The following is a 23,468-nucleotide window of genomic DNA, read 5'->3' as shown; positions in this document are numbered from 1 at the left end:
GGGAAATGTACAAAACTATCGATCCTGATGGATTGTTGCCCGAATCGGCTAATAGAATCCGACCGACCAAGGTCGTTCGTGGCGCGAATCGGAGCGAACCGAGCCGATCAATTACTCGGCGTTGCGCGACTGACCCCCGGTCGATATCAGCGTCGACACCCGCGCGTTCTCCTTGATCCGCAGTCCGCCTTCCGAAACGGTTAGCGGCATCAAGGGCAGGTGCGACGCGACCAGCACCGACGGATGCGAGCCGCCGCGAGCGAGGAGTTCGTTTCGCGGCTGGAGCTGGACCGGCTCTTCGAGATCGGTCAGAAACTCGTTGTGCTGGATCACGTACTGGCCGCCCTCGAGGTCCCACCAGCCGTACTCGTCGTCGGGGTTTCGGAGTTCGGTGGGCACCGGCTCGAGATCCGCGTCCTCGAGTTCGTCGCCGCCGAAGTCGAGTCGGCCGGGACCGGCGACCTCGTAGATCGCGCCGACGGTCAGATCGACGCCGTGCTCGTGGACCTGTACCGGTTCGTAGACGAGGTTGTCGACGGCCTCGGCGAGAGCGTTCGCGGCTGACATGTCGATCGAACCGACGGCTTCGAGCGGCAAAAAGTATGGCCTCGGCGGACCGGCATGGAGGCGATACGTTCCACGCGTCTCCCGAGCGTCTGACGGGCGTCTGTCGCCCGTCAGAATACGATCCCCTACTGTTATATGGAACGATATTGGCTCGCTGAACATGGCCCGAGACAACGAACTCGTCCTCGAGATTACCGAAGCCGTCGCCGAACGAGAAGGCGTTGACATCATCGAACTAGAGTCCTCGCTGCACGAAGCGATCGACACGGAAGCGCTCGAGTCGCTACTCGCGACGCCGGGAGTGGAGGCGTCCGTGACGTTTACCTACTGTGGCTACACCGTTGAAGTCGACGGCGACGGTGAGATTCGCGTGTCGGAGCCGACGCCTGACGCGACGCCGACGAAAGCGAAGGCGTAACCGGGGCGTTCCGGGCGAGCTGTATCCGAACTCGCCGGAGCCGAATATCACTCGATGTTGCGTGAAACGAACACAGCTAAGAGCCGCCGGACTGAGGGTACGGCCAATGGTACGCCTCGAGCGCATTCGCGTCCATCCGATCAAATCCCTCGACGCGGTGTCGATCGGAGCGGGCGAGATCGTCGACAACGGTGGACTCGCGTGGGATCGACGGTACGCGATCGTCGAGCAGCCGTCGGAGACCGATTCGACGACCGACTCGGTCGGGCAGTACGTCAACGGCAAACGCGAACGACTGATTCACAACCTCGAGGCGACGTACGATCTCGAGCGCGAAACGGTCACGGTGGGCGAACGCGGGAGCGACGAAACCGTCACGTTCCACCTCGAACTCGATCGGGACTGTTTCGCCTCGTGGCTGTCGGACTACTTCGGCTACCCGGTCGAGGTCGTTCGCGACGACGAGGGCGGGTTTCCAGACGATACGGACGCCTCGGGACCGACGGTCATCAGTACGGGCACGCTCGAGGCGGTCGCCTCGTGGTACGACGACATCGATACCGACGAGATGTGTCGACGACTGCGTCCGAACCTCGTGCTCGACGCGCCGGCGTTCTGGGAGGATCGACTCTACGACGCGCCCGGGCAGGTCGTTCCCTTCGATATCGGTTCGGTCACGCTGCAGGGTGTCAACCCGTGCCAGCGGTGTGTCGTCCCGATACGCGACCCAGACACTGGCGAGTCGACCGAGGGATTTCGCGAGACGTTCGTCGAACAGCGAGAGGCGACCCTTCCGGAGTGGGCGAGCGAGGCGTGGTTCGACCACTACTTCCGATTGATGGTCAACACGTACGTTCCCGAGTCGTCGTGGGGCGAGACGCTCTCCGTCGGCGACCCGGTCAGCGTCGGCGAGACCGCCGTGGATCCGAGTCCGGCCGAGTGATGTCGACCGAACTGCCGTCGTTCGATCCGCTCGCTTCACTCGGACTCGATCAGCCACCGATATCGCGGGTGAATCCACGACCACTCCTGATCGACGATCCAGTCGCGTAGCTGTTTTCGGTTGGCGAGACCCGGAACCGTATCGACGAGTTTCGACGGCGACTCACCCGTAACCGGTTTGTAGGCGATCGACCTGGTCGCCGTACAGTAGAACGAGGCGCGCGTACACTCGTCTTGAAGCCCGATCAGATAGCGATTGATACGGTCCTCGGAGAGCAGGTACTCGCTGACCTGCCCGATCTCGAGTTCGTCGTCGTCCCGCCGGACGTCCAGAATCGCCGCCTCGAGGTCGGCCTCGAGTTGGCGTTCGTGTTCCATAGTCGACGGTCGTGACCGACGGCGAAAAACGGGATGCCGGCAGGTGAACGCGGGAGCCGGTCGCCGACTCCGCGCACTGTGTCGGCGCTCCGCGCTGATTTTCACATCTGGTATTCGAGACCAAAGCTCAAAGAGGTCGCTCCGACTCATCGACGGCATGGGACACGGTCTCGATATCGGACCTGGGGCACTCCGTGCGGCTACCGACGCGGCCGATGGGGTGGCGATCGAATCGGTACCGCCGGTCGTCGTTTCGACCGACGACGAGACCCTCGAGTCGGTCGGTAACGGGGTGGACGAGGAGCTACTGGTCGAACACGACGAGACCACCTACGCGGTCGGGGCGGCGGCCCTCGCCGTCACCGACGCGACGGGTGAAACCCCCGAGTCGCTGTTTTCGCACGGCGTTCTCACCGTCGACGAGTACGTCGAACCGGCCCTCGAGGCGCTCGTCGACGACGTACTCGAGATCGAGACCGACGACGACCGACTCTGTTACACGACGCCGGGAACCGTCGTCGACGCGGCGGAACCGACGGACGCACACCGCGATGCCCTCGAATCGGTGTTCACGGATCTCGGTGTCGACGCGACGCCGACCAGCAGGGGCTTCGCCGTCGTCTACGATCAGTTCGCAGGCGACAACTACACCGGATTGGGGATCTGTATCGGCCCGCAGACGACGAGCATCTCGCTGGCCTACTACGGCGTTCCCGCGCTTGCGTTCTCAGTGGGCAACGGGAGCGAGTGGGTCGTCCAGCGTGCGGCCGGCGATACCGGCCACGAGCCCGCACGGGTCGCGAGCGTGCTCGAAGAGTTTACGCTCGATCCCGACGCGGCGTCCGGCGATATCGAGAGCGCGCTCGCACAGGCGTTCGACGCGCTGATCGGCGACGTCGTCGACGCGCTCGAGACCGAAGCCGACGAGAACGACGTCCAACAGGGGTTAGCCGTCCCGATCGCAGTCGCCGGGCCGGGGACCGTCGAGGGGCTCGAGTACCTGCTCGGCGGCCGGTTCGACGCCGCACCGTTGCCGTTCTCGGTTCGCGGGGTCCGTCTGGCCGACGATCCCGCCTCGAGTGCGGCCAGAGGGGCACTCGCAGCCGCCGAGGACGACGTCGACGCCTACGAGGACGTTACGTGGTCGGAGAACGGTTCCGACGGCGGTGGCTCCGACGGAGACGAGCCCGCGATAGACACGGCCGAGGCGAGTGGCGCGGGCAGCCGAACGACTCTCGCGTTCGACGACGCGGTCGGCAGTGGGGCCGAGACGGATCGCGACCGGTCGAACGACGCCATCGATCAACTGTTCGACCGACTCGCAACCCGCGACGAGGAGATACAGTCGGTCCGCACCGATCTCGAGTCCGCGTTCGAGGAACTCGACTACGTCGAGGAGCGGGCGGCCGACGCCGAGACCGTCGCGGACCTCGACGAGCGACTCGAGGCGTTCGCCGACGACCTGCGGGACCTCGAAGCCGAAAGCGAGACGCACGCGAGCGAGGGAACGGTCGACGAACTCGAAAGCAACCTGCGGGACGAACTCGACGGGCTGTCGGCGGCCTTCGACGCGCTCGAGGACGATATCGAGGGAGTGGAATCAACGCTCGTCGACGATATCGAGTCGCTCGAGGCGGACATCACGGGAGACCTCGACGCACTCGAGACGGGGCTGGACGGGGATCTCGACGCCCTCGAAACGGGACTGACGGAGGATATCGAGTCGGTCGAAGCGGGACTGACGGACGACCTCGAGTCGGTCGAAACGGATCTCACGAACGATCTCGAGTCGGTCGAAGCGACCCTCGAGTCGGTCGAGGAAATCACCGCGGACGAACGAGCGGCCCTCGACGACCGCATCGGTGATCTCGCCGGCGATCTCGAGGCGATTACCGATCGAACGGAGCGGCTCGACGACCGACTCGAGAACCGGCGAACGGACCTGGACGCGCTCGAGTCCGAACTGGAGGCGCTGGACGCCGAAACTCCCTCCGAAGCCGACCTCGAGACGGTCACGGAGACCGTCTCGAAACTCGACGACGCGCTCGAGCGCGTCGACGAGGACGTCGACCGACTCGAGACTCGAGCCAAAGGGCTCGCCGGGCGGCTCGAAGAGCAGTCGGTCGAGATCACCGGCGTCTCGGATCGGCTCGACGAGGCGACGGAGCGGTCGGCCGACGAACGCGAGCGACTCGAAAACGCCATCGACGCCGTCGAAACGACGATCGCGGACGAGATAGACGCCGTCGATGCCGAACTCGAGACCGTCGACGAACGGATCGAGAACGTCGACGGCCGCCTCACCGAACTCGACGACGCGATCGACGCGACCGCGACGACGCTCGAGCGCGTCGACGAGCGCTTGGCCGAAACGGACGACCGCGTCGGGTCGGTCGAAACCGATCTCGAGTCGACGGCCGATCAGGTCAAAACCGTCACGGACGATCTCGAGTCGATGGACGAACGGGTCGAGACGGTCGAAGATGACGTCGAGCGCGTCGACCGTACCGTCGAAGCTGTCGAAGGCGACATCGAATCGGTCGAAACCGACGTGGCCGACGTTCGGCAGTCAGTATCCGATCGCACCGAGGATCTCGAGAGCCGACTCGAGGACGCTCGGGAGACGATCGACGAGATCGATTCGACGGCAGCCGACGGCGACCGCGTCGACGACGTGGAAGCTGAAATCGCGTCGCTCGAGGCGGAACTCGTCGAACTCGGGGACTCGATAACGGCCGTCTCGGAGACGGTGGCCGAACTCGAGGGCCGAACGGCGCTCGAGTCGACGGTCGACGATCTCGCAGCCGATTTCGAGGCGATCGACGGCGATGTCGGGGAGCTCACGGACGAAGTCGAGGCGTTCGAAGCGACGCTTGAGTCACGCCTCGAGGAAACGATGGCCGATCTGGAGGGTGAACTCGGCGACGCGACCGAGGCGGTTGCGAACGATATTACGGCGGTCGCAGACGATCTCGAGGCGCTCGAGACGGCCGTCGACCGACTCGACGGCGGGACCGTCAGCGACGACGCAGTCGAAGCACTGTCCGACTCGCTCACCGACACGCGAGAGACGGTCGAATCGCTCACTGCCGAGATCGATTCTGTGGGCGGCGATCTCGGGACGCTCGAGACCGATGTGGAGGAAGTGGAAACGCGACTCGGGGACGTCGAGACGACACTGACAGACCGCGTCGACGCGCTCGAGGACGACCTCGAGGATGCCGTCGCCGATCTCCGGACGGAGTTGGCGGCCGAAACGGATCAGTTTGAGTCGCATCTCGAGACCGTCGACAGCCGTTCCACCGATGTCGAGCACCGACTCGAGAGCGTCGAAACGACTACCGAGACGGTCGAGGCCGAACTCGGGGACCTCGACGACACGGTCGGGAATTTCGACACGACGGTCGATGACCTTGGCGAGCGTGTCGCTACGGTCGACGAACGCGTGACGAGGCTCGAGGAGACGTCCGTCTCCGAAGACGATGTTGCGGCGCTCGAGAAGACGATCGAAACTCTCGAGCGCGAAATCACCTCGACGCGGGAGGAGACCGCTGCGCTCGACGACGCCCCCGACCGCATCGAGGGCCTCGCGGACGAGATCGACGACGCGGAAGATCGAGTCGACGAGGTCGCTGCCCGTACCGAACTGCTCGACGATCGGACGAGCGAGTACGGGGACCGACTCGAGAGCCACGCGACCGACCTCGAGAGCCACGACGCTCGACTCGACACGCTCGCAGCAGAGATCGAGGACCTCGAGTCGGCCGTCGACGGGACGGAGTTGGAGACCCAGGACGCTGATATCGAAGCCCTCCGTGCGGATTTGGACGAGGTACGGAATCAACAGCAGTCTCAACCGGAGAACGAGAGCCGATCCGACTCGAGTACCGTCCAGCAACTCGGCATCCCGGTGGCCGCCGGTGGTGGCGGTGCCGGACTCGTCGCCGGCGGGACACTTCTCTTCGCCGGCGACGCCGTCGTCGGTGCCGTCGCGGTCGTGCTCGGATTCGTGCTGTTCGGGGCCGCAGTCGCCCTCAGCCGGTAGGGCGATCGAGACGGTGATCGCAGTCGGTCACCGTATCAGTCACGTTCTGGAACCGAACACCGAGTTCTCGTCGGTTGACCGCTGAGTATCGTCTCTCGAGGGGTCACGAACGGCAGCAAAAATCGGTGGCGCTGCTCACGGACATCCGCGCTGTGGCGACGACTCGACCGTGCAGCGACTCCGACTACCGAACCCGATCCACGTTGCGCATCTCGCCCCCACACCGCCGACAGGTGCTCACGATTGCGTCCGTGACCGTCTCTCGGTGGTCACAGGACAGACACTCGTACTCGAGTGATTCGGCGAGCGACATACGAACGAGTACGTCACGAGGTGTGTTAACTCTTTCCGTGGTAAATCGGTGCTCGGCGCGGATCGAACCGGGGGTCATTAGTCAAAAACCCAGAGCAACGCGCCGAGCACCGTCGCGGAGCTGATCGACGCCGCGAGAAGCCAGAACGCTGGCTGGAACCCGGCGACCTCCGAGAGCGCCCCGACGGTCACCGGGGCGACCGCACCGGCGGCCATCAGTAGTGTCCGAACGACACCGAGTCCGCCGCCGGCGACGTCGTCGGGGATCACGGCCATCAGGTAGGCTCCTCTGACGGGGCGGAAGCCGTGCGATCCGACGCCGACGAGGATCAACGCGGCACCGAGGAGGATCGGCCCGGCGGTGTCGGTCAGGGAGATGAACGCGACCAGCGCGGCGGAGGCGAGTCCGAGCAGCAAGACGATGATCGGGAGCTTTCCGACGCGGTCGCTGAGGTCGCCGGTCGCGAGCTGGCTCAAACTCGCGAGGAAGAGCGCGCTGTAGAGCAAACCCGCCGTCGAATCGGCCAGTCCGGCCTCCTGGGTGAGATACAGCGGCGCGAACGCGACGAAGCCGTTGTACGTGAACGAAAACAGCACCGTCAGGAGAGCGAAGACCGAGAATCGCCAGTCGCGAAAGAGCGTCGCGTACTGGGAGAGCCCGGCAGCCGAGAGCGCGCTCGTGGCGGCGTCGCCCTCGGCGGCGCTCGGGACCCGTTTCGGCACTCGAATCCAGAAGGCAACGGCGAGCGCGAGCCCGACGGCTCCGGCGACCAGAAAGATCAGGCGCCAGCTCGCCCCCAGCGCGAAACCCATGCCGGCAACGGCGACGACGGCGGCCGGAGCGACGACGCCGCCGAAGGCGCCGAACGTATCGAGAACCCCGAGTGCTCGGCCCGTTCGAGAGGGATAGGCCTGTGACAGCAGCCGAACCGCGACGGTCTTGTGCGCGCCCGTGCCGGCACCCATCACGAGCATGGCGGCGACGAGGACGAGAAACGGCGAGTCGACGACGAGGACGAGTGCGGCGACTGCCGCGACGATTGCGCCTGTCGTGATGATGGCCACCGATCCGAACCGGTCCGCGAGCACGCCCGATGGGAACTGCATCGCGGCGTAGACGAGCATGAATCCGGTGTACGCGGCACCGAGTACGGCGTTCGAGACGCCGTAACTCAGCTGAAACGACTCGAACAGCGGGGGAAAGGCGTATCGGAGGAATTTCGCGAGAAACCAGATCGCTGCGGTGACTACGAGGACGTCGTAGTGGGTAAGCCGACCGGCCCGCTCTCGAACCGACATCTCGTTCTCGAGGGAAGATACGTGAAGCGACGGGGGAATAGTCTCCGATTCCGGACTCGAGGCTCGATCACTGTTCGAGGTCGCACCGGTGCAACGGACGATGAGCGATCTCTCGGTCCGGCGGGACGCTGTGGTATCGAACGGGGGATTTTACGCGGCGAGTATTGATCTAGTATTGTGGTTATATGGCACATTAATTATAATAGATCTTAACCGGCTAAACCTATATGATCGATCCTGATAGATTCGGGTACCAATGGCAGTAAACACCACGACGGACTGGACCGATCCCATCGCCTGCCCGTTCTGCGGGGAGAAACTCGCATCGCCCGGTGCCGGATTCGTCGATCACATCGACGATAGCCCCGACTGTAACACCGAGTTCGACCACTGGCGAAAGAACGTCGGCGGCGACCTCGCCGGCGAGTGGTCCGGGTAGGCGGTCCGCCGTGGGAGGTGGCCGCGTGAACGCGACCCGAACGATTGAACGGTCGGTGACGAGCGATCGAACGGCCGACAACCGCTACGTCGTCCGCCAGTGTCGGCTAGTTTTGTGTTTTGTCCACTATGCTAGGTTATTTATCGCGATCTGGTTGTTCGAACGACTATCAGGAGAAGGCTTTTTCGAGGTGCGTTATCTCAACACAACATGATCTACTCCGATCCGTACACCCCGACTCGATCGTACTACGAGTGCTGTGACTGTGGCTACCGCGAAGCGACCGACTCGCTCTGTCCGGACTGTGGCGGTGCCACGAAAAGTATCGCGGTTGGGCGCGAGTAGTCCGCTCGACCGACACCAGCCCACAGCTCACCCAACAGTTCACCGCCACTTTCGAATCGTAGCGCTCGAGCGGTATCGCTGGCGTCTCTATCTCGTTGTCGCTCGCTTCGTCAGTCGAAATCCGGCAGATCCTCCGGCGGTTCGTACTCGGCTTCCCAGTCGATGTATTCCTCTTTGAGGATCACCGAGACGATCTGGCCGAACTCCGTCAGTTCGGCGTTGATCGACGAGACAGTGCCCCACGTATCGAGGTCGGGATGGTACTCCCGTTCCTGCCAGTCCTCCGGAATCCCGGGAGCGTGATAGCCGACACGGTCGGCGAAATCGTCCCAAAAGAAGTCGAAGCCGGCGAAGAGATCGAGGTCTCGAGCGATCCCGTACGCGCGCTCGTCGAGATCGGTGTCCTCGAACCACTCCTCGATCGCTTCCTCCCAGGCGCCCTCCTCAAGGAAGTCCTGAAGTTCCTCGCGGCGGTAGTCGATCTCTTCGTTGCCGTCGGCACTGATCGTGGCGTCCTCGTACTCGTTGGGATCGACGAAGTCCAGTTCCGGCGGATCGGGGGCTTCGACCTCGAGTGTCATAGCCGACCGTAGGGACGGTGCGTGCAAAAGAATTCCCACCTCGCACGGATTGTCGGTCGTCGGCGGCAACGTCTCGATCGCTGCTCCCGTCGATCGCGGTTTGGGGCAATACTGTCACTTGTCGTGACCGATCCCTACAATTATTTCCGGACGCCCCGAACGTCGGCTATGGGCAGTGAGAGCGATGGTCGGAGTTACAGTCTCACGGAGATCTTCGCCATCAAGTTCGTCCTCGCCGACATCGTGATCATCGCCGTCTTGCTGTTGGCCGGCCCGTGGTTCGCCCTCGCGATCACGCTCCTGTTCGTCGCGACGTCGTTTCTCATCTGGTATCTCGTGGAGCGCTCGGAGACGGAAGAGATGCGTTCGGACGATGCCACAGTTGACGAGTCGGAAGCCGAACCTGACCCCGTCACGAAACTCCAGGAACGATACGCCGCCGGCGAACTCTCCGACGAGGAGTTCGAGACGAAACTGGACCGACTGATCGATTCGAACGAACAGGCCGAAGCCGCCGGGATCGAGACGGAGGAACTCGAACTCGAGCGTTCTCGGTAGCATTCGCCAGGAAGGGCTCCGTCCGCAAACGGGGAACGCGAAACGAGGGTTCGCGTCGGTACTGCTTCGTCCGCTGCTGACCGCAACCGTTGTGAGTATAGTAACAACTGAAACGGTGTGCACATCGATCGCAACGCCGTTCTGCGGTCGGGTGTGCATTGTCTTTCAGTTGCTACGATAGTTCACCGAGACCCTCCCCAAACCCAACACTCAATCGCCGGTCGACCGTAGAGACGGTCGATGACCGACTACGAGGCGGCGATCCTGGATGTCGACGGGACGATCGTCCGCGGCGAGGAACTGCTGCCGAACGTGACCGACGGCCTGCACGCGCTCGAGGACGCAGGCATCGACAGACTCCTGTTTTCGAACAATCCGACGCGCGGGAGCGACCACTACGGCGAGACGCTCGAGCCCTACGGAATCGAGGTCGATCCGAACGCCGTCCTCACCTCCGCAACGGTGTCGGCGGAGTATCTCGCGACGACCCATCCGAACGAACGGGTCTACCTCGTCGGCAGCGACCGACTCGTGACGATTCTCGAGGACGCGGCCGTCGAGGTAACCGACGATCCGGACGCCGCCGAGGTCGTGCTGGGGTCGTTCGACAAGGAGTTCTCCTACGGGACGCTCTGGGAATCCCTGCGGGCGCTCGAGGGCGACGTGCCGTTCTACGGGACCGATCCGGACGCGACGATTCCGATCGACGGCGGACTCATCCCCGGTTCCGGCGCGATCATCGCCGCGATGGAAGCCGTCGCCGACCGCGAGGCCGATTCGATTCTGGGTAAGCCCTCGTCGATCGCCGCCGCGACGGCGATGAACCGCCTCGAGAGCGATCCCGAACGGACACTCGTCGTCGGCGACCGCCTGAACACCGATATCGCGCTGGGTGAACGGGCAGGTATGACGACAGTGCTCGTCCGTACCGGCGTCACGGAGCAGGCCGATCTCGAGGCCGCGGCCGTTCAACCGGATCACGTCCTCGAGTCCCTCGCCGAAATCGAGACGCTGCTGTAAGGGCGACTGTCGTTTCTGCATCGATATCGACCGATCCGCTGCAGATCGTGCATCCGGGAGACATATTTATCAGCAACTGTAACGCTACTAGACGTATGAAAGCACGTCTCAAACGCGTCCTGCTCCGCGCCCGGTATGCAGCCATGGGCGCGGCGGTCGGGGCCGCGATCGGTTCAGTCTTCAGTCGAAACGCAGCCAGCACCGGCGGTGCGATCGGTGCGATGGTTGGGATGACCGTCGCGGACACCCGCGACTCCGCGAGTAGCTATCTCGAGGAAGCCAGAGAGGTCGAGTTCGGAACCCTCTCGAGCGACGGTGACGGCGACAGCCCCCAGAACTGAAGTCAGTTTTGACGAGGGGCCGTTTTATTGCGATTTCCAGACCTATAGAGACGGATACGAGTGTTCATGAGGACTGTGAACTAGCCGCGAATGTTCCCCGAACTGATTTACTGGCGTAGCGACAGGATCTGTGCATGACGGAATTCGACACGCCCCCGCCGCTCGAGCGCGGCGATCGAATCGCGGTCGTCGCGCCGGCGTCGAACCGGGCCACCGACTTTCCTCACGTTTACGAACTGGGGCTCGAGCGCCTGCGCGAAGTGTTCGACCTCGAACCGGTCGAGTACCCCACCGCGTCGAAGAGCGCGGACTCCCTCGCCGACCACCCCGCGGAGCGCGCTCGAGACGTGATGGACGCGTTTGAAGATCCCGAAATCGGCGGCGTGATCAGCACGTTCGGGGGCAACGACCAGATACGCATCCTCGAGCACCTCGATCCCGACGTGCTCTGCGAGAATCCGACCCGGTTCTACGGCTACAGTGATAACACACACCTCTCACTCTCGCTGTGGAATCTCGGCATCGTCTCCTACTACGGCCCGAGCGTGATCGTCGAACTGGGGATGGACGGTCGGCTCTTCGAGCACACGGTCGAGTACGTCGAGCGCGCGTTCTTCGACGATTCGTTCGGGGCACTCGAGCCGGCTCCCGAGTTCACCGACGAACCCGGCGACTGGGCGGACCCAGACTCGCTCGAGACGCCCCGCGGAACCGAGCCGAATCCGGGCTGGAAGTGGGCCGGCGGCGAAAGCGAGGCGACAGCCGCGAACGATACGAGCAGCGAGCAGCCGCGAGGACACGACCCCGTCGAGGGACGCGTCTGGGGCGGCTGTCTCGAAATCCTCGCACAGCGGCTGCTCGCCGACCGGTTCCGTCCCGACGACGACGCCCTCGAGGGGGCGATTCTCGCCCTCGAGACGTCCGAGGAGGTCCCGCCCCACTCCTGGGTCGCGCGCGTCCTCGAGGCGTTCGGCCAGCGGGGACTGCTCGAGCGCTTCGACGGGGTGCTCGTCGGTCGGCCCGCGGCGCGCTCGCATCTGGCGGACAAGCCGCCGGAGCAGCGCGAGCGGTACCGGGCGACTCAGCGCGAGACGATCGCGGACATCTTCGCCCGCTACAACCCCGACGCACCGATCGTCTTCGACGTCGACTTTGGACACACCTATCCGACGACGCCGATCCCGATCGGAGGTCGCGTCGAGATCGATCCGCGGACCGAGACGATTCGGTTCGACTGACGCCGAACGGCCGTGCTCCGATTTGCGACGGCGGTGGTCAACAGTTCCCGTTTTCCCCCTCGAGCGCCTCCCGTCGCAGCCGATCGGCCTCCTCGCTGCTGACGGTCAGGTCGGGAACCGTCGTCGGCTCCTTGTGCTCGTCGATGGCAACGTAGACGAAGTAGGACTCGGTGGTCTTCTCACGCTCTCGAGTTCGCAGGTCCTCGCGTTCGGTGATCAGTCGAAACTTCACGCTCGAGGTCCCGGAGTCGTAGACGTAGGCCGTGATGTAAGCCGTATCGCCGACGCGAATCGGGCGCTCGAAGTTCATCTGATTGACCCGTGCGGTGACGCAGGTCTCGCCGGAGAAGAGCATGGCCGACATGGCACCCACCTCGTCCATCCACTTCATTACGTTCCCGCCGTGGGCCGTGTCGAGCATGTTGGCGTGGTTGGGTTGAACCATCTCGCGATTCTCGACCAGCGTCTCCATGAGATTCGTCATCGGTCGTTCTTGCGCGACGTCCCCAATCACTCTTGTCGTCGCCGTTCGCGAACGGGACCGCAATCGGCCGGCAGTTTTCACCTCCTGTATATAGATACAACAGGATGCGAACCGAATTTATTATTTCTCTGTAGTTCGATACTGGTAAAAGTCCCCGCCGAGTTGATCCGCTAATGAGCGATGCAGGCGACGCCGGCGTGCCGGAGCCACCGGAGCCCCCCGCTGACGAACAGGGCTCGGTGCACGTTCTCGGGACCGCACACGTCTCGCAGGCGAGCGTCGACGAAGTCCACGAAACGATCGATCGGGAACAGCCGGACGTCGTCGCCGTCGAGCTCGACGAGGACCGGTACAATCAGATGCAAGGCGGCACCCCCGACGATATCGAGGCCAAGGACCTCCTCTCGGGCAACACCGTCTTCCAGTTTCTGGCTTACTGGATGCTCTCTTACGTCCAGTCGCGACTCGGCGAGAAGTTCGACATCGAACCCGGTGCGGACATGCGAGCCGCCATCGAAGCCGCAGAACGCAACGGGAGCGGCGTCGCACTCGTCGACCGGGACATTCAGGTGACGATCCAGCGGTTCTGGAGTCGGTTATCATTCACCGAGAAGATGAAAATGATCGGCGGACTCGCCCTCGGCGTCACCGACCCGCGAACCATTGGGCTCGCGTTCGGTGCCGCGGCCGGTCTCTTCGTCGGGTTCGTTTTCGCCGCGTTCCTCGCACCCATGCTCGGCCTCGGCGACGCGCTGTTGCTCGGTATCTCCGACGCCACCACGCTCCAGTACGCCGGCGCTGCCATCGGCGGGGCCGTCGGCGGAGCGCTCGTCGGACTGCTTTTTCTCCCCTCGCTCGAGTCGGTCGGCGAGTCGACCGGGATACGCAGCGGCTTCTCGATACGGCTCATCGCGGGAGCGGTACTGGGCGTCGGCGGCTGTCTCGCACTGGTCGCGACCGAGACGTTCGTCGGGCCGCTCTCGGCTGGGACCTTCGAGAGCGCCGGTACCTACGCGATCCGCGGGACCGTCGGCGTCGTCGCCGGTCTCGGTATCGGAGTCGCGATCGGTGCCGTGCTCGGAGTCTTCCTCGACGCCCTCGGCAGCGACGTCGAGGACATAGAGGAAGTCGACATCGAGGAGATGACCGACGGCGACGTCGTCAGGGCGATGATGGAGGAGTTCCGACAGTTTAGCCCCCGCGGGGCGAACGCGCTGATCGACGAACGCGACGCCTACATCGCGAACCACCTCCACCAGTTGCGCACCCAGGGGTACGACGTCGTCGCCGTCGTCGGTGCCGGCCACAAAGCCGGTATCGAGCGTCACTTGGCAAACCCGACGGAGATCCCGACGCTCGAGTCGCTCTCCGGAGCCGCCTCGGGGCGGCGATTCGCTCCGGTCAAGCTTTTCGGCTACCTGGTTATGGTCGGCTTCATCGGCTTTTTCTTCCTCCTGATTATGGCCGGTGTCCAGGACACCTTCTTGCTCCAGCTGTTCGGCGCGTGGTTCCTGTTCAACGGCGTCTTCGCGTTCGCGCTCGCGCGCCTCGCCGGTGCGCACTGGACCAGTGCCGGCGTCGGTGGCTCCGTCGCCTGGTTGACCAGTATCAACCCGCTGTTGGCACCCGGCTGGTTCGCCGGCTACGTCGAACTCAAACACCGACCGGTCAACGTACGGGACGTCCAGCAGCTTAACGACATCGTCGGCGACGCCGATCGACCGATGGAGGACGCGCTCTCCGAGATGTTCGACGTGCCGCTATTCCGGCTCATCATGATCGTCGCGCTGACGAACATCGGGAGCATGATCGCCACGTTCCTGTTCTTCATCGTCGTCGTGCCGTGGCTGGCCCCCGAGATCGGTGGCGTCGACGCGCTGATGGGCGAACTGCTTCGGGGCGCCGAGAACACGCTCGAATTGATTCGAGCGCTGGTGACATGAGTACGCCAACCCGTACACAGCCCGAACCAGAGATCACCTTCAGCAGCAAGGAGCTGTTCGATCTGGCGGTGGCGTGGGTCACGCTCTCGGTCGCGTTCGCGCTGCTGTTCGCCCCGATTCACCGTGGACTGGCCGGAGTCGGCTACTTCGGCGCGATGGTCGGACTGAGCTTCGTCACCGTCGGCGTCGCCTTCCTGTTGCACGAACTCGCCCACAAGGTCGTCGCGATCGAGTACGGCCAGATCGCCGAGTTTCGGGCGGACTACCAGATGCTGTTTCTGGCGATCATGAGCGCGCTGATCGGGCTCCTCTTCGCCGCGCCGGGAGCCGTCTACCACCGGGGCCGGATCACGAAAAAGGAGAACGCGATGATCGCCCTCGCCGGACCGATCACCAACCACCTGCTCGCGCTCATGTTCCTGCCGCTGATGCTCTTCCCCGGTCTGCTCGGTACCATCGGACAGATGGGCGTCTGGATCAACCTCCTGCTGGCGGCGTTCAACATGATCCCCTTCGGGCCGCTGGATGGCAAGTCCGTCTACGACTGGAACAAGGGGATCTTCGCGCTCGTCTTCGTCCCGAGCGTGGCGCTCGCGGGATACGTGTTGCTGTTCGTCGGTCTCTTCTGAGTTCGACGAACGAGCCCGTGCCTCGAGCGGACCGGTGACCTTTTGCTCGCGCCGGGAGGTCGTTCAGACATGACCGACTCAGCGGACGACGGGAGCGAGGAGGAACGGCTTACCTATGCCGAGACGGGCGTCGACATCGATGCCAGCGAGGATGCGACCGCGGCACTGCTCGAGGCCTTCGGCAGCGACCTGACGACCGAGTACGCCGGCTTGCTCGACATCGGCGACCGCTATCTCGCGCTCGCGACCGACGGCGTTGGAACGAAACTCATCGTTGCTGAGGCTATCTCGGACTTCTCGACGATCGGAATCGACTGCATCGCGATGAACGTCAACGATCTCGTCGCCGCAGGCGTCGAACCCGTCGCGTTCGTCGACTACCTCGCGATCGACGAACCGGACGACGACCTGACGAACGAGATCGGAGAGGGGCTTGCCGTCGGTCTCGAGGAGTCCGGCATGACCCTGCTGGGCGGCGAGACGGCCGTCATGCCCGAGGTCGTCTCGGGCTTCGACCTCGCTGGCACCTGCGCCGGCCTCGCCGGGAAAGACGACATTCTCGAGGGCGAGGCCGCGGTCGGCGACGTGCTCGTCGGCTTCGCCTCCAACGGGATCCACTCGAACGGGCTGACGCTCGCTCGAGAGGCCGTCACGCGCGCACACGAGTACACCGACGAATTCCCGCCGAACCCGGAGCGATCGATCGGCGAGGAACTGCTCCGGCCGACGCGGATCTACACGGATCTGCTCGAGCCGATGCGCGAACACGACGTCCGTGCGGCGGCCCACATCACGGGCGGTGGCTGGACGAACCTGCTCCGAATGGGCGATCGCGAGTACGTGATCGAGGAGCCGTTCCCGGCCCAGCCGATCTTCGAGTTCGTCCAGGAGGAAGGAAACGTGACCGACGAAGAGATGCACCGGACGTTCAATATGGGCACCGGCTTCGTCGTCGCCGTTCCCGAGGATCGAGCCGACGACCTCGTCGCGGCCACCGACGGCCGGATCATCGGTCGCGTCGAGGACGGCGAGAGCGTGGAGATTCGCGGCCTCTCGCTCGAGTAACTCGCGATCGCGATCCGTTTCGGTACTGACCGTTTGGTTCTGCTGTCAGTCTCGTTCTGCCGTCGTCTCGTTCCATATCGGTCGGTATCCTGTCGTGAGTGACAACCGTGATATTAACACTGTCGTCGTTGAGCACAGATCCATGGACCGACGACGATTCGTGGCAGGCGTTGCGACCGCCGCCACAGCCGCGCTGGCCGGCTGTGCGTTCGGAGACGAAGCGGAGCTATCCGCGGAGCTCGAGGACGACGATGGAAAATCCTTCGAGGTCGAGGAGGGCGACGAACTCGAGGTGAGTGTGACCGTCGAAGAGGGGGGCACCGTCGACGTCTGGATCAGCTACGATCTCGACGAAACGGTCGAGAACGCGGACGGCGACGAGGATGGGGCCAGAGCGTACTCCGGACCGGTACTCGACGAAACCGTCGAGGGCGAGGAGACGTTCGAGGTCGAAATCCCGACCGACGGCTACTACGAGGTGACGGTGACCGGCGGGTCCGCGCAGGTTACGGTCGAGTGACCGAGCCCGGTTCGACCGGCGCACATCGTCCCTTCGGACGGCCCGATCCCCGAGCCGGCGGGGTTCGGCCGTACCGTCACCGATCCGCCTTGCTCCCTTCCTTCAGTTCCGACTGCTCCGCCTTTCCGGTCGCAGCGCGGACTGCGTCGTACTCCTCGTCGCTGTAGGCGATGAACCGGACGTCCTCGAGCGCGTCGGGGTCGTAGTTGCGAATCTCCTCGTCGATGATCTCGGCTCCGTCCGCGAGGTCGAAGCCGGCGACGCCACAGCCGAGCGCCGGAATCACGAGCGACCGACAGCCGAGGTCGTCGGCGCACTCGAGTGCGTTCCGGGTCGCGTCACGAATACTCTCCGCGGTCGCCTGCCCATCTCCGTAGTGGGGCATCGCGGCCGCATGGATCACGTACTCGGCGTCTAAGCCGTAGGCGTCGGTGACCGCGACTGCGCCGAGGTCGACCGGTCCCTTCCGCGTGGCTTCCTCGGTGATCTCTTCGCCCGCGCCCCGCCTGAGCGCGCCGGCGACGCCCGACCCCATTCGAAGGCTCGTGCCGGCGGCGTTGGCGAGTGCGTCGGCGGGCTGTGTGGCGATATCGCCCTGGACGACGTCGTACTCCATGCGTGCGGCTACGGTCGCGATCAGTGTGAAAGTAACCCATGCCACTGCTCGAGCCAACCAGTCCCGCCGACTCCCACGATCTTAGGCCGACCAAAACCTTTTTAGATTTAGGCTCACCTAACAACACGTGATGGACGTACCCGCCCGCAGGAAGGATTCCGACTCCGAGACGCTCGAGGAGCCGTCGGCGGTCGTGAGCAGCCACGTGCCCCGCCCCGGCAAACTCATCATCACCGAACGCGGCAACACCGACGGCTGGATCGCCGCCGATTGCGCCGTCGACCTCCAGCGGTGAGTCGGAGCGCCGAATCTGTTTCCCACTGATCGATAGCCGCTTCGGGACCGTGTGCAGCGAACGCGTTCGTCCCCGTTCGCTCGAAACGAGCGCCGCTCGTCGGCCCGAATCGATTCCCCCCTTCCCGAACGCACAGCCACAGAGGATTTGTACGCCGCTCCCAAACCGGATCCCATGCAGGCCACTCGAGCGGCGCTCCTGAAGGGCGCTCTCGCTGCGGGCGGATTCTTCCTATTCACCGGCATCGTCACTGGTCTCCTCCAGACGTCACTGTTCGACCGCATGGTTCCTCGAACCGCGATCGATTACGCGCTGCTGTCGCTGACGGCCATTCTGGTCGGCGCGTACGTCACGCAGCGAGCGACGCTCGACGACTGCGGCGGCGACGGCTGTGCGTACGGTGGTGCGGCGGGCGGGTTCGTCGCCGTCGCCTGTCCCCACTGCAACGCAGTGCTCGTCGCGCTCTTCAGCGTCTCGTGGCTGGCGACCTACGTCGATCCGATCCGGCCGCTGCTCGGTCTCGTTGGCGTCGCCCTCCTTGCGGGAATTATCTCTCGGCGTCGATGAGCGGCGCGATACCGCACTCGGGCGACTGACGGCTGGCGACCGCTCGAGCGCACAGCTATCGCTCACGGCGGGTAAAAATACGAGAATCGAAGCGGACTACCGTCGTCGTCGGCCGCGCTACTTCGTCGCCTCTTCGAGCACGAGGGTGTCGTCCTCGAGGTAGTGCTCGAAGTGGTGACCGTCTTCCTCGAGCGTCACGAGGATCTCACGCAGGATCTCGGTGGTGGCGTAATCGCCGAGGTTCTCTGCGAGTTCGATGCTGTCGCGCATCGACTCGATGATGTCGCCGTACATCTCGAGGTCGTTCTGGAACATCGTCCGGACGTCGTAGACGTCCTCGCCCTCGAACTCGACGGTGGCGCGGCGCTCCTGGTTGGTCGGACCGGAGACGGGGACGCCGCCGAGGGCCTGAGTGCGCTCGGCGATAACGTCCGCGCCTTCCTCCACGTGTTCGTAGGCCTCCTCTAAGAATTCGTGCAGCGGGAGGAACTCCGCGCCCTCGACGACCCAGTGGTGTTTTTTGAGCTGGTGGTACAGCACGTACGCGTTCGCAAGCTCCGTGTTGAGCGCTTCGACGATCTGTTCGGCCTTCTCCTGATCGAGGCGAAGTTCGTTCTCCTCGACGACGTCGGCCTGTTGACGGACGGTCTTCTGGGTGCTCATCGTATTTCACTAGTACACGCGCGTTCCACTTAAAGATTGCCCATGCCAAAATATTTTTTTCGTATGCAGGAATATTTGTTTCCCAGTGCACCGTTATATTTCGGGTTGTTCAGCATTCCCACCATCGTCAACTGTCACCACTCCACGAAGTGTAGTTTTTTCGAGAGTGAGTAAACATTTTTAGTGTGGGCGTCCTACGCGTTAGTATGGCAACGAGAGTCGCACAGCGGAGAGAGCGGATCTACGTCGACGGGGAGTGGCTCGAGATGGAGAACGTAATCACGGTCTCGGATCTCGCCGACGGCGGCACCTTCGCACAGGTCGACGCCGCGGATCCGGCGACGGCACAGACCGCGCTCGAGGCGGCCCACGAGATCAAACCGGAGCTGCGCGAGACGTCGGTCGTCGAGCGCGCTACCTGGTGTGAGGAGATCGCCGACGGGCTTCGGGAACGCGAGGAGGAACTGACGGAGATCATCGTCCGCGAGGCCGGCAAACCGGTCTCCTCGGCACGCGGCGAGGTCGGACAGGCTGCAGAGCGATTCGATCGCGCGGCCGAGGAGGCCCGAAACATCGTTAGCAAAGGCGAGTACCGCGAGGGCTCGACGGAGGGCCACGAGGGCTGGCAGGCCATCGTCAAACACGAGCCGATCGGTGCGGTGCTCTGTATCACGCCGTACAACTATCCGCTGGCCACGACAGCATTACAGGTTGCCCCTGCACTCGCCGCCGGCAACAGCGTCCTGCTCAAACCGGCGAGCAAGACGCCGATCTCGGCCGCGATCCTCGCGGACGTCATCGCCGACGTCGACGGCATTCCGGACGGCGCGTTCAACTTCGTCCCCGGCGAAGCCAGCGAGATCGGCGACGTGCTGTCGGGCGATGACCGCATCAACGCCGTCGCGATGACCGGCTCCTCGGGCGCGGGCAAACACGTCGCCCGCGAGAGCGGCATGGTCAACCTCCACATGGAACTCGGCGGCAACGCGCCGGCGATCGTCTTCGACGACGCCGACCTCGAAGACGTCGCGGGCAACTGCGCCAAGGGCTCGTTCAAGTACGCCGGCCAGCGCTGCTCGGCCGTCTCGCGCGTGCTCGCCCACGAGTCGGTTCACGACGACCTCGTCGAACTGATCGACGACGAAATGGATAGCTGGGCGGCCGGCGACCTCTTCGATGAGGACACCGCCCTCGGGCCACTCATCAGCGAAGACCAGGCCGACTGGGTCGAGGAACTCGTCGAGGACGCCATCGAGAAGGGCGCAGACCTTGTCCGCGGTGGCGAGCGCCGCGCACCCGAAGGCGTTCCCGAGGAACTGGGCAACCAGTTCTTCGAACCGACGCTGCTCGCGAACGTCCCCCACGACGCCCGCATCGTCGATGAAGAGCAGTTCGGTCCCGTCGCCGTTGTCACGACCTTTGAAGACGAGACGGAAGCACTCGAGATCGCCAACGGCTCCGACCTCGCACTCGACGCCGCCGTCTTCACCAGCGACCACAACCGCGCGATGGACGTCGCAAACCGCGTCGACGCCGGTGCGGTGCGAATCAACGGCGCGCCAAGTCACGGACTCGGCGACATTCCGTTCGGCGGCAACAAGGACTCCGGTATCGGCCGCGAGGGTCTCGACGCCTCCATCCACGCGATGCTCCGCAAGAAGAGTATCGTGCTCTGATCCGACCGCAGACGAACTCTCCCATCCGCGTCCTCGCCGGTCGGCACGTTCCCGCTGATCGCTTGCGACCGCTCCGCTCTCGTTCATCCCCCCATCCAGCGCCGCCATTCTCGAGAGCGATCGACCGACACAGGTACGCCTAACTTGCCGGCTGCGAGAAAGAGAGCCATGACGTACGACGTACTCGTGGCCGGCGAGACGCTGATCGATTTCTTGCCCGAACGTCCGGGGCCACTCGAGGAGGTCCCGGGCTTCGAGCGTCGGCCCGGCGGTGCGCCGGCGAACGTCGCCGTCGGTCTCGCTCGCCTCGAGCAGACGCCCCAGTTCTGGACCCGCGTCGGTGACGATCCGTTCGGTCGCTACCTCGAGTCGACGCTCTCGGAGGCGGGGCTTCCGACCCGATTCGTCGAACGTGATCCCGGCGCGAAGACGACGCTGGCGTTCGTCACCCACGACGAGACGGGCGACCGCGAGTTCAGCTTCTATCGCGATGGAACCGCGGATACGCGTCTCGAGTCCGGACGAGTGGACGACGCGACGCTCGCGGAGTTCGAGTGGGTTCACACCGGCGGCGTCACCCTCGCGAGCGGCGCGTCGCGGGAGGCGACGCTGGATCTGCTCGAGCGGGCGTCCGCGGCGGGGTGTACCACCTCGTTCGATCCGAATTTCCGGCCGGAGCTGTGGCCCGACACGGAGACCTTCACCCGCGTCGGCCGCGACGCGCTCGCCCGCGTCGACGTCTGCAAGGCGACCGTCGAGGAGCTCGAACGGCTCGGATTCGAGGCCGATTCGGCGTCGACGGAGTCCGACTCGTCACCGGACGCTGAGTCGTCGGCAAAGCCGGAGGCGCTCGCCCGAGCCGTACTCGAGGACAGTGGAGCGGAAGACGGCCCGCATACCGTGTTCGTGACGCGCGGGGGCGAGGGAGCCGTCGTGGTCTCGTCCCCATGTGCGCCGTGGACGACGGCCGGTTCGAGGTCGACTGCGGCCGAAACCGATCTTCGACTCGCCGGCCACCCCGGATTCGATGTCGACGTCGTCGACACGACCGGCGCAGGGGATGCGTTCGTCGCGGGCGTAATCGCCGCGTTACGCGACGATCGATCGCTCGAGGCGACACTCGCGTTCGCGAACGCGGTCGCGGCGACGACCACAACCGGGACGGGAGCGATGACATCGCTGCCGACTCGAGATGCGGTCGATTCGATTCTCGAAGACGGCGCCGAGAGCCCCCCGAGCGATAGCTGAGACGGGTTAAGGGACACGGTCGCTGCAAGCCAACGGCCTATCGTGGTCCGGTGCCGTTTCTATCGTATGTCTACGGACGTTCGGGACGGCATCGCCTTCGGAAAGACGATCGTCGACGGTATTCAGGAGAAAAATGTGCCCTTCATGGCCGCGAGCATCGCGTATCAGGCGTTCATCTCGCTGATCCCGTTGCTCGTTCTCGTCTTCTTCCTCGTGACGCTTGTCCCGGACGAGCAGTTCGCGACGCAGGTTACGGAGACGACCCAGGGTACCCTCCCGGAGAGCGGTCAGCTGCTCGTCGAGGAGTCGCTCGAGGACTCACCCGCGACGGCGGGGTCGACGGTCATCGGCGTCGTCATCCTCGTCTGGGGGTCGTTGAAAATTTTCAGGGGGTTGGACACGGCTTTCTCCGAGATTTACGGGACTGCCGGCGAGAACTCGTTCGTCGAACAGCTGCGCGACGCTCTGCTCGTCTTCGGTGCGATCGGCGGCGCGGTGGTCGCGGCGGCCGGCATGGGGATCGTTTTCGCGTTCCTGCCGAGCATTCCCGGCTTCGGTCTGTTGCAGTCGCTCCTGCTCGTCATCGTGCTCGCGGCTGCGTTCTATCCGATGTACTACTACTTCCCTGACATCGAAGGAATCTCCAAACGCGAGGTGATTCCCGGTGTCATCGTCGCGGCCGTCGGCTGGATGGCACTGCAGTCGCTCTTTCGCGTGTACGTCGCTTTCGCCGCCGATTCAGGAGGTGGAGCAGTCGGTGCCATCCTCCTGTTGCTGACGTGGCTCTACTTCGGTGGCCTCATCCTGCTCTCGGGCGCCGTCGTCAACGCCATCGGGGCCGGCTATCTCGTCCCCGAGGAGGAGTCCGAGACCGACGACGAGGAAGTGGATCTCTCCGAAGAGTCTATCGCCGCGACGGAGCGCGAGCCGTTCGTCGACGACGGGAAGCGCGAACGCGAGCGGCTCGCCGACCGCGCCGATAACTTAGAGCGCGAGCGGAATCAGTTACGGCTCGATCTCGAGGCTCAGCGGGATCGTCGCTACCGACTCGAGGACCGCGTCGACGATCTCGAGATGACAAATCGCGACCTGTCGGACGCGAACGAACGCCTGCGACGCGAACTCGAGGACCACCGGCGTACGGCGTCGGAGAACCCAGCGTGGCGACGGGCGATACGAACGGTGGCACACCGCGTGCAGACGCTGAAGATCGGGACCGTCGAACGTCGGCGAGAGTAGCCGGGGCGAGTCGGGACACCTTAGTGACTCCCACTCGCAG

At 64.3% G+C, this 23,468-nt stretch carries 26 protein-coding genes; 18 read left to right on the top strand and 8 right to left on the bottom strand.

Annotated features, from left to right (window positions below; all coding sequences use genetic code 11):
* Positions 1-111: 111 nt before the first annotated feature.
* On the bottom strand, positions 112-567 hold the full coding sequence (locus NATTI_RS0101365; RefSeq protein WP_027119024.1) for a dCTP deaminase/dUTPase family protein: 456 nt from the start codon (positions 565-567) through the stop codon (positions 112-114).
* A gap of 160 nt (positions 568-727) precedes the next feature.
* On the opposite strand from NATTI_RS0101365, the gene NATTI_RS0101360 reads away from it, so the two are divergent.
* Both NATTI_RS0101360 and NATTI_RS0101355 read left to right on the top strand, forming a co-directional pair.
* Positions 728-985, top strand: a complete 258-nt coding sequence (locus NATTI_RS0101360) for a HalOD1 output domain-containing protein (RefSeq protein WP_006091683.1) — start codon at positions 728-730, stop codon at positions 983-985.
* Positions 986-1,091: 106 nt separating this feature from the next.
* Positions 1,092-1,928 carry an MOSC domain-containing protein gene (locus NATTI_RS0101355; RefSeq protein WP_006091680.1) on the top strand — a complete coding sequence of 279 codons (837 nt, stop codon included), beginning with the start codon at positions 1,092-1,094 and terminating at the stop codon, positions 1,926-1,928.
* A 35-nt stretch (positions 1,929-1,963) separates the two neighbouring features.
* On the opposite strand, the gene NATTI_RS0101350 is transcribed toward NATTI_RS0101355, so the two are convergent.
* Positions 1,964-2,305: a hypothetical protein gene (locus NATTI_RS0101350; RefSeq protein ID WP_006091678.1), complete on the bottom strand. Its 342-nt coding sequence runs from the start codon at positions 2,303-2,305 to the stop codon at positions 1,964-1,966.
* Between the two features lie 157 nt (positions 2,306-2,462).
* Here NATTI_RS0101350 and NATTI_RS0101345 point away from each other — a divergent pair, with 157 nt between their 5' ends.
* Positions 2,463-6,350, top strand: a complete 3,888-nt coding sequence (locus tag NATTI_RS0101345; protein ID WP_006091677.1) for a disk-shape morphogenesis protein volactin — start codon at positions 2,463-2,465, stop codon at positions 6,348-6,350.
* Between the two features lie 184 nt (positions 6,351-6,534).
* Here NATTI_RS0101345 and NATTI_RS25945 read toward each other — a convergent pair whose 3' ends face one another.
* Together NATTI_RS25945 and NATTI_RS0101335 are read right to left on the bottom strand one after the other, a co-directional pair.
* Complete coding sequence (locus tag NATTI_RS25945; RefSeq protein WP_006091675.1) at positions 6,535-6,663, bottom strand: rubrerythrin-like domain-containing protein; 129 nt, start codon at positions 6,661-6,663, stop codon at positions 6,535-6,537.
* Between the two features lie 77 nt (positions 6,664-6,740).
* Positions 6,741-7,961: an MFS transporter gene (locus tag NATTI_RS0101335; RefSeq protein ID WP_006091674.1), complete on the bottom strand. Its 1,221-nt coding sequence runs from the start codon at positions 7,959-7,961 to the stop codon at positions 6,741-6,743.
* Between the two features lie 256 nt (positions 7,962-8,217).
* On the opposite strand from NATTI_RS0101335, the gene NATTI_RS0101330 reads away from it, so the two are divergent.
* Positions 8,218-8,400, top strand: coding sequence for a DUF7501 family protein (locus NATTI_RS0101330; protein ID WP_006091672.1), 183 nt, complete (start codon positions 8,218-8,220; stop codon positions 8,398-8,400).
* A 210-nt stretch (positions 8,401-8,610) separates the two neighbouring features.
* Positions 8,611-8,745 carry a rubrerythrin-like domain-containing protein gene (locus tag NATTI_RS25940; RefSeq protein WP_006091670.1) on the top strand — a complete coding sequence of 45 codons (135 nt, stop codon included), beginning with the start codon at positions 8,611-8,613 and terminating at the stop codon, positions 8,743-8,745.
* Positions 8,746-8,855: 110 nt separating this feature from the next.
* On the opposite strand, the gene NATTI_RS0101320 is transcribed toward NATTI_RS25940, so the two are convergent.
* On the bottom strand, positions 8,856-9,326 hold the full coding sequence (locus NATTI_RS0101320) for a hypothetical protein (protein WP_006091668.1): 471 nt from the start codon (positions 9,324-9,326) through the stop codon (positions 8,856-8,858).
* Positions 9,327-9,494: 168 nt separating this feature from the next.
* Between NATTI_RS0101320 and NATTI_RS0101315 the strand changes: the two genes are divergently transcribed.
* The 4 genes from NATTI_RS0101315 to NATTI_RS0101300 all read left to right on the top strand — a co-directional run bounded on the left by NATTI_RS0101315 (position 9,495) and on the right by NATTI_RS0101300 (position 12,483).
* Positions 9,495-9,884, top strand: a complete 390-nt coding sequence (locus tag NATTI_RS0101315; RefSeq protein ID WP_006091666.1) for an SHOCT domain-containing protein — start codon at positions 9,495-9,497, stop codon at positions 9,882-9,884.
* Between the two features lie 240 nt (positions 9,885-10,124).
* Complete coding sequence (locus NATTI_RS0101310; RefSeq protein ID WP_006091664.1) at positions 10,125-10,904, top strand: HAD-IIA family hydrolase; 780 nt, start codon at positions 10,125-10,127, stop codon at positions 10,902-10,904.
* 95 nt (positions 10,905-10,999) lie between these two features.
* Positions 11,000-11,245 (top strand): glycine zipper 2TM domain-containing protein, encoded by a 246-nt coding sequence (locus tag NATTI_RS0101305; protein WP_027119023.1) that lies wholly within the window; start codon positions 11,000-11,002, stop codon positions 11,243-11,245.
* A 134-nt stretch (positions 11,246-11,379) separates the two neighbouring features.
* Positions 11,380-12,483 carry a S66 family peptidase gene (locus NATTI_RS0101300; RefSeq protein WP_006091661.1) on the top strand — a complete coding sequence of 368 codons (1,104 nt, stop codon included), beginning with the start codon at positions 11,380-11,382 and terminating at the stop codon, positions 12,481-12,483.
* 37 nt (positions 12,484-12,520) lie between these two features.
* Here NATTI_RS0101300 and NATTI_RS0101295 read toward each other — a convergent pair whose 3' ends face one another.
* On the bottom strand, positions 12,521-12,967 hold the full coding sequence (locus NATTI_RS0101295) for an acyl-CoA thioesterase (RefSeq protein WP_019991543.1): 447 nt from the start codon (positions 12,965-12,967) through the stop codon (positions 12,521-12,523).
* A 173-nt stretch (positions 12,968-13,140) separates the two neighbouring features.
* Between NATTI_RS0101295 and NATTI_RS0101290 the strand changes: the two genes are divergently transcribed.
* The 4 genes from NATTI_RS0101290 (at position 13,141) to NATTI_RS0101275 (ending at position 17,124) form a co-directional block, all read left to right on the top strand.
* Positions 13,141-14,910, top strand: a complete 1,770-nt coding sequence (locus NATTI_RS0101290; RefSeq protein WP_006091659.1) for a TraB/GumN family protein — start codon at positions 13,141-13,143, stop codon at positions 14,908-14,910.
* A complete protein-coding gene (locus tag NATTI_RS0101285) occupies positions 14,907-15,539 on the top strand; it encodes a zinc metalloprotease (protein WP_006091657.1) in 633 nt (210 codons plus the stop codon). The genes NATTI_RS0101290 and NATTI_RS0101285 overlap by 4 nt, the downstream gene beginning before the upstream one ends.
* A 69-nt stretch (positions 15,540-15,608) precedes the next feature.
* The gene (gene purM / locus NATTI_RS0101280; RefSeq protein WP_006091655.1) at positions 15,609-16,604 is read left to right on the top strand and encodes a phosphoribosylformylglycinamidine cyclo-ligase; all 996 of its coding nucleotides are present in this window, start codon (positions 15,609-15,611) and stop codon (positions 16,602-16,604) included.
* A gap of 142 nt (positions 16,605-16,746) precedes the next feature.
* The gene (locus NATTI_RS0101275; RefSeq protein WP_006091653.1) at positions 16,747-17,124 is read left to right on the top strand and encodes a hypothetical protein; all 378 of its coding nucleotides are present in this window, start codon (positions 16,747-16,749) and stop codon (positions 17,122-17,124) included.
* 76 nt (positions 17,125-17,200) lie between these two features.
* On the opposite strand, the gene NATTI_RS0101270 is transcribed toward NATTI_RS0101275, so the two are convergent.
* Positions 17,201-17,740, bottom strand: coding sequence for a macro domain-containing protein (locus tag NATTI_RS0101270; RefSeq protein WP_006091651.1), 540 nt, complete (start codon positions 17,738-17,740; stop codon positions 17,201-17,203).
* 130 nt (positions 17,741-17,870) lie between these two features.
* Here NATTI_RS0101270 and NATTI_RS26360 point away from each other — a divergent pair, with 130 nt between their 5' ends.
* Positions 17,871-18,035: a hypothetical protein gene (locus tag NATTI_RS26360; protein ID WP_006091649.1), complete on the top strand. Its 165-nt coding sequence runs from the start codon at positions 17,871-17,873 to the stop codon at positions 18,033-18,035.
* Between the two features lie 174 nt (positions 18,036-18,209).
* Positions 18,210-18,602: a hypothetical protein gene (locus NATTI_RS0101260; protein WP_006091647.1), complete on the top strand. Its 393-nt coding sequence runs from the start codon at positions 18,210-18,212 to the stop codon at positions 18,600-18,602.
* Between the two features lie 117 nt (positions 18,603-18,719).
* Here NATTI_RS0101260 and dpsA read toward each other — a convergent pair whose 3' ends face one another.
* Entirely contained in the window at positions 18,720-19,265 is a 546-nt protein-coding gene (gene dpsA / locus NATTI_RS0101255) for a DNA starvation/stationary phase protection protein DpsA (protein ID WP_006091645.1), read from the bottom strand.
* Between the two features lie 206 nt (positions 19,266-19,471).
* Here dpsA and NATTI_RS0101250 point away from each other — a divergent pair, with 206 nt between their 5' ends.
* The 3 genes from NATTI_RS0101250 to NATTI_RS0101240 all read left to right on the top strand — a co-directional run bounded on the left by NATTI_RS0101250 (position 19,472) and on the right by NATTI_RS0101240 (position 23,428).
* Entirely contained in the window at positions 19,472-20,941 is a 1,470-nt protein-coding gene (locus tag NATTI_RS0101250; protein ID WP_006091644.1) for an aldehyde dehydrogenase family protein, read from the top strand.
* 168 nt (positions 20,942-21,109) lie between these two features.
* On the top strand, positions 21,110-22,189 hold the full coding sequence (locus tag NATTI_RS0101245; protein WP_006091642.1) for a carbohydrate kinase family protein: 1,080 nt from the start codon (positions 21,110-21,112) through the stop codon (positions 22,187-22,189).
* 66 nt (positions 22,190-22,255) lie between these two features.
* Positions 22,256-23,428 carry a YhjD/YihY/BrkB family envelope integrity protein gene (locus NATTI_RS0101240; RefSeq protein WP_006091640.1) on the top strand — a complete coding sequence of 391 codons (1,173 nt, stop codon included), beginning with the start codon at positions 22,256-22,258 and terminating at the stop codon, positions 23,426-23,428.
* Positions 23,429-23,468: the final 40 nt, after the last annotated feature.

The sequence above is a fragment of the Natronorubrum tibetense GA33 genome (assembly GCF_000383975.1).
Lineage (GTDB): Archaea > Halobacteriota > Halobacteria > Halobacteriales > Natrialbaceae > Natronorubrum > Natronorubrum tibetense.
The sequence above is the reverse complement of the archived record's forward strand: the minus strand, read 5'-3'. Positions and strand labels throughout refer to the sequence as shown.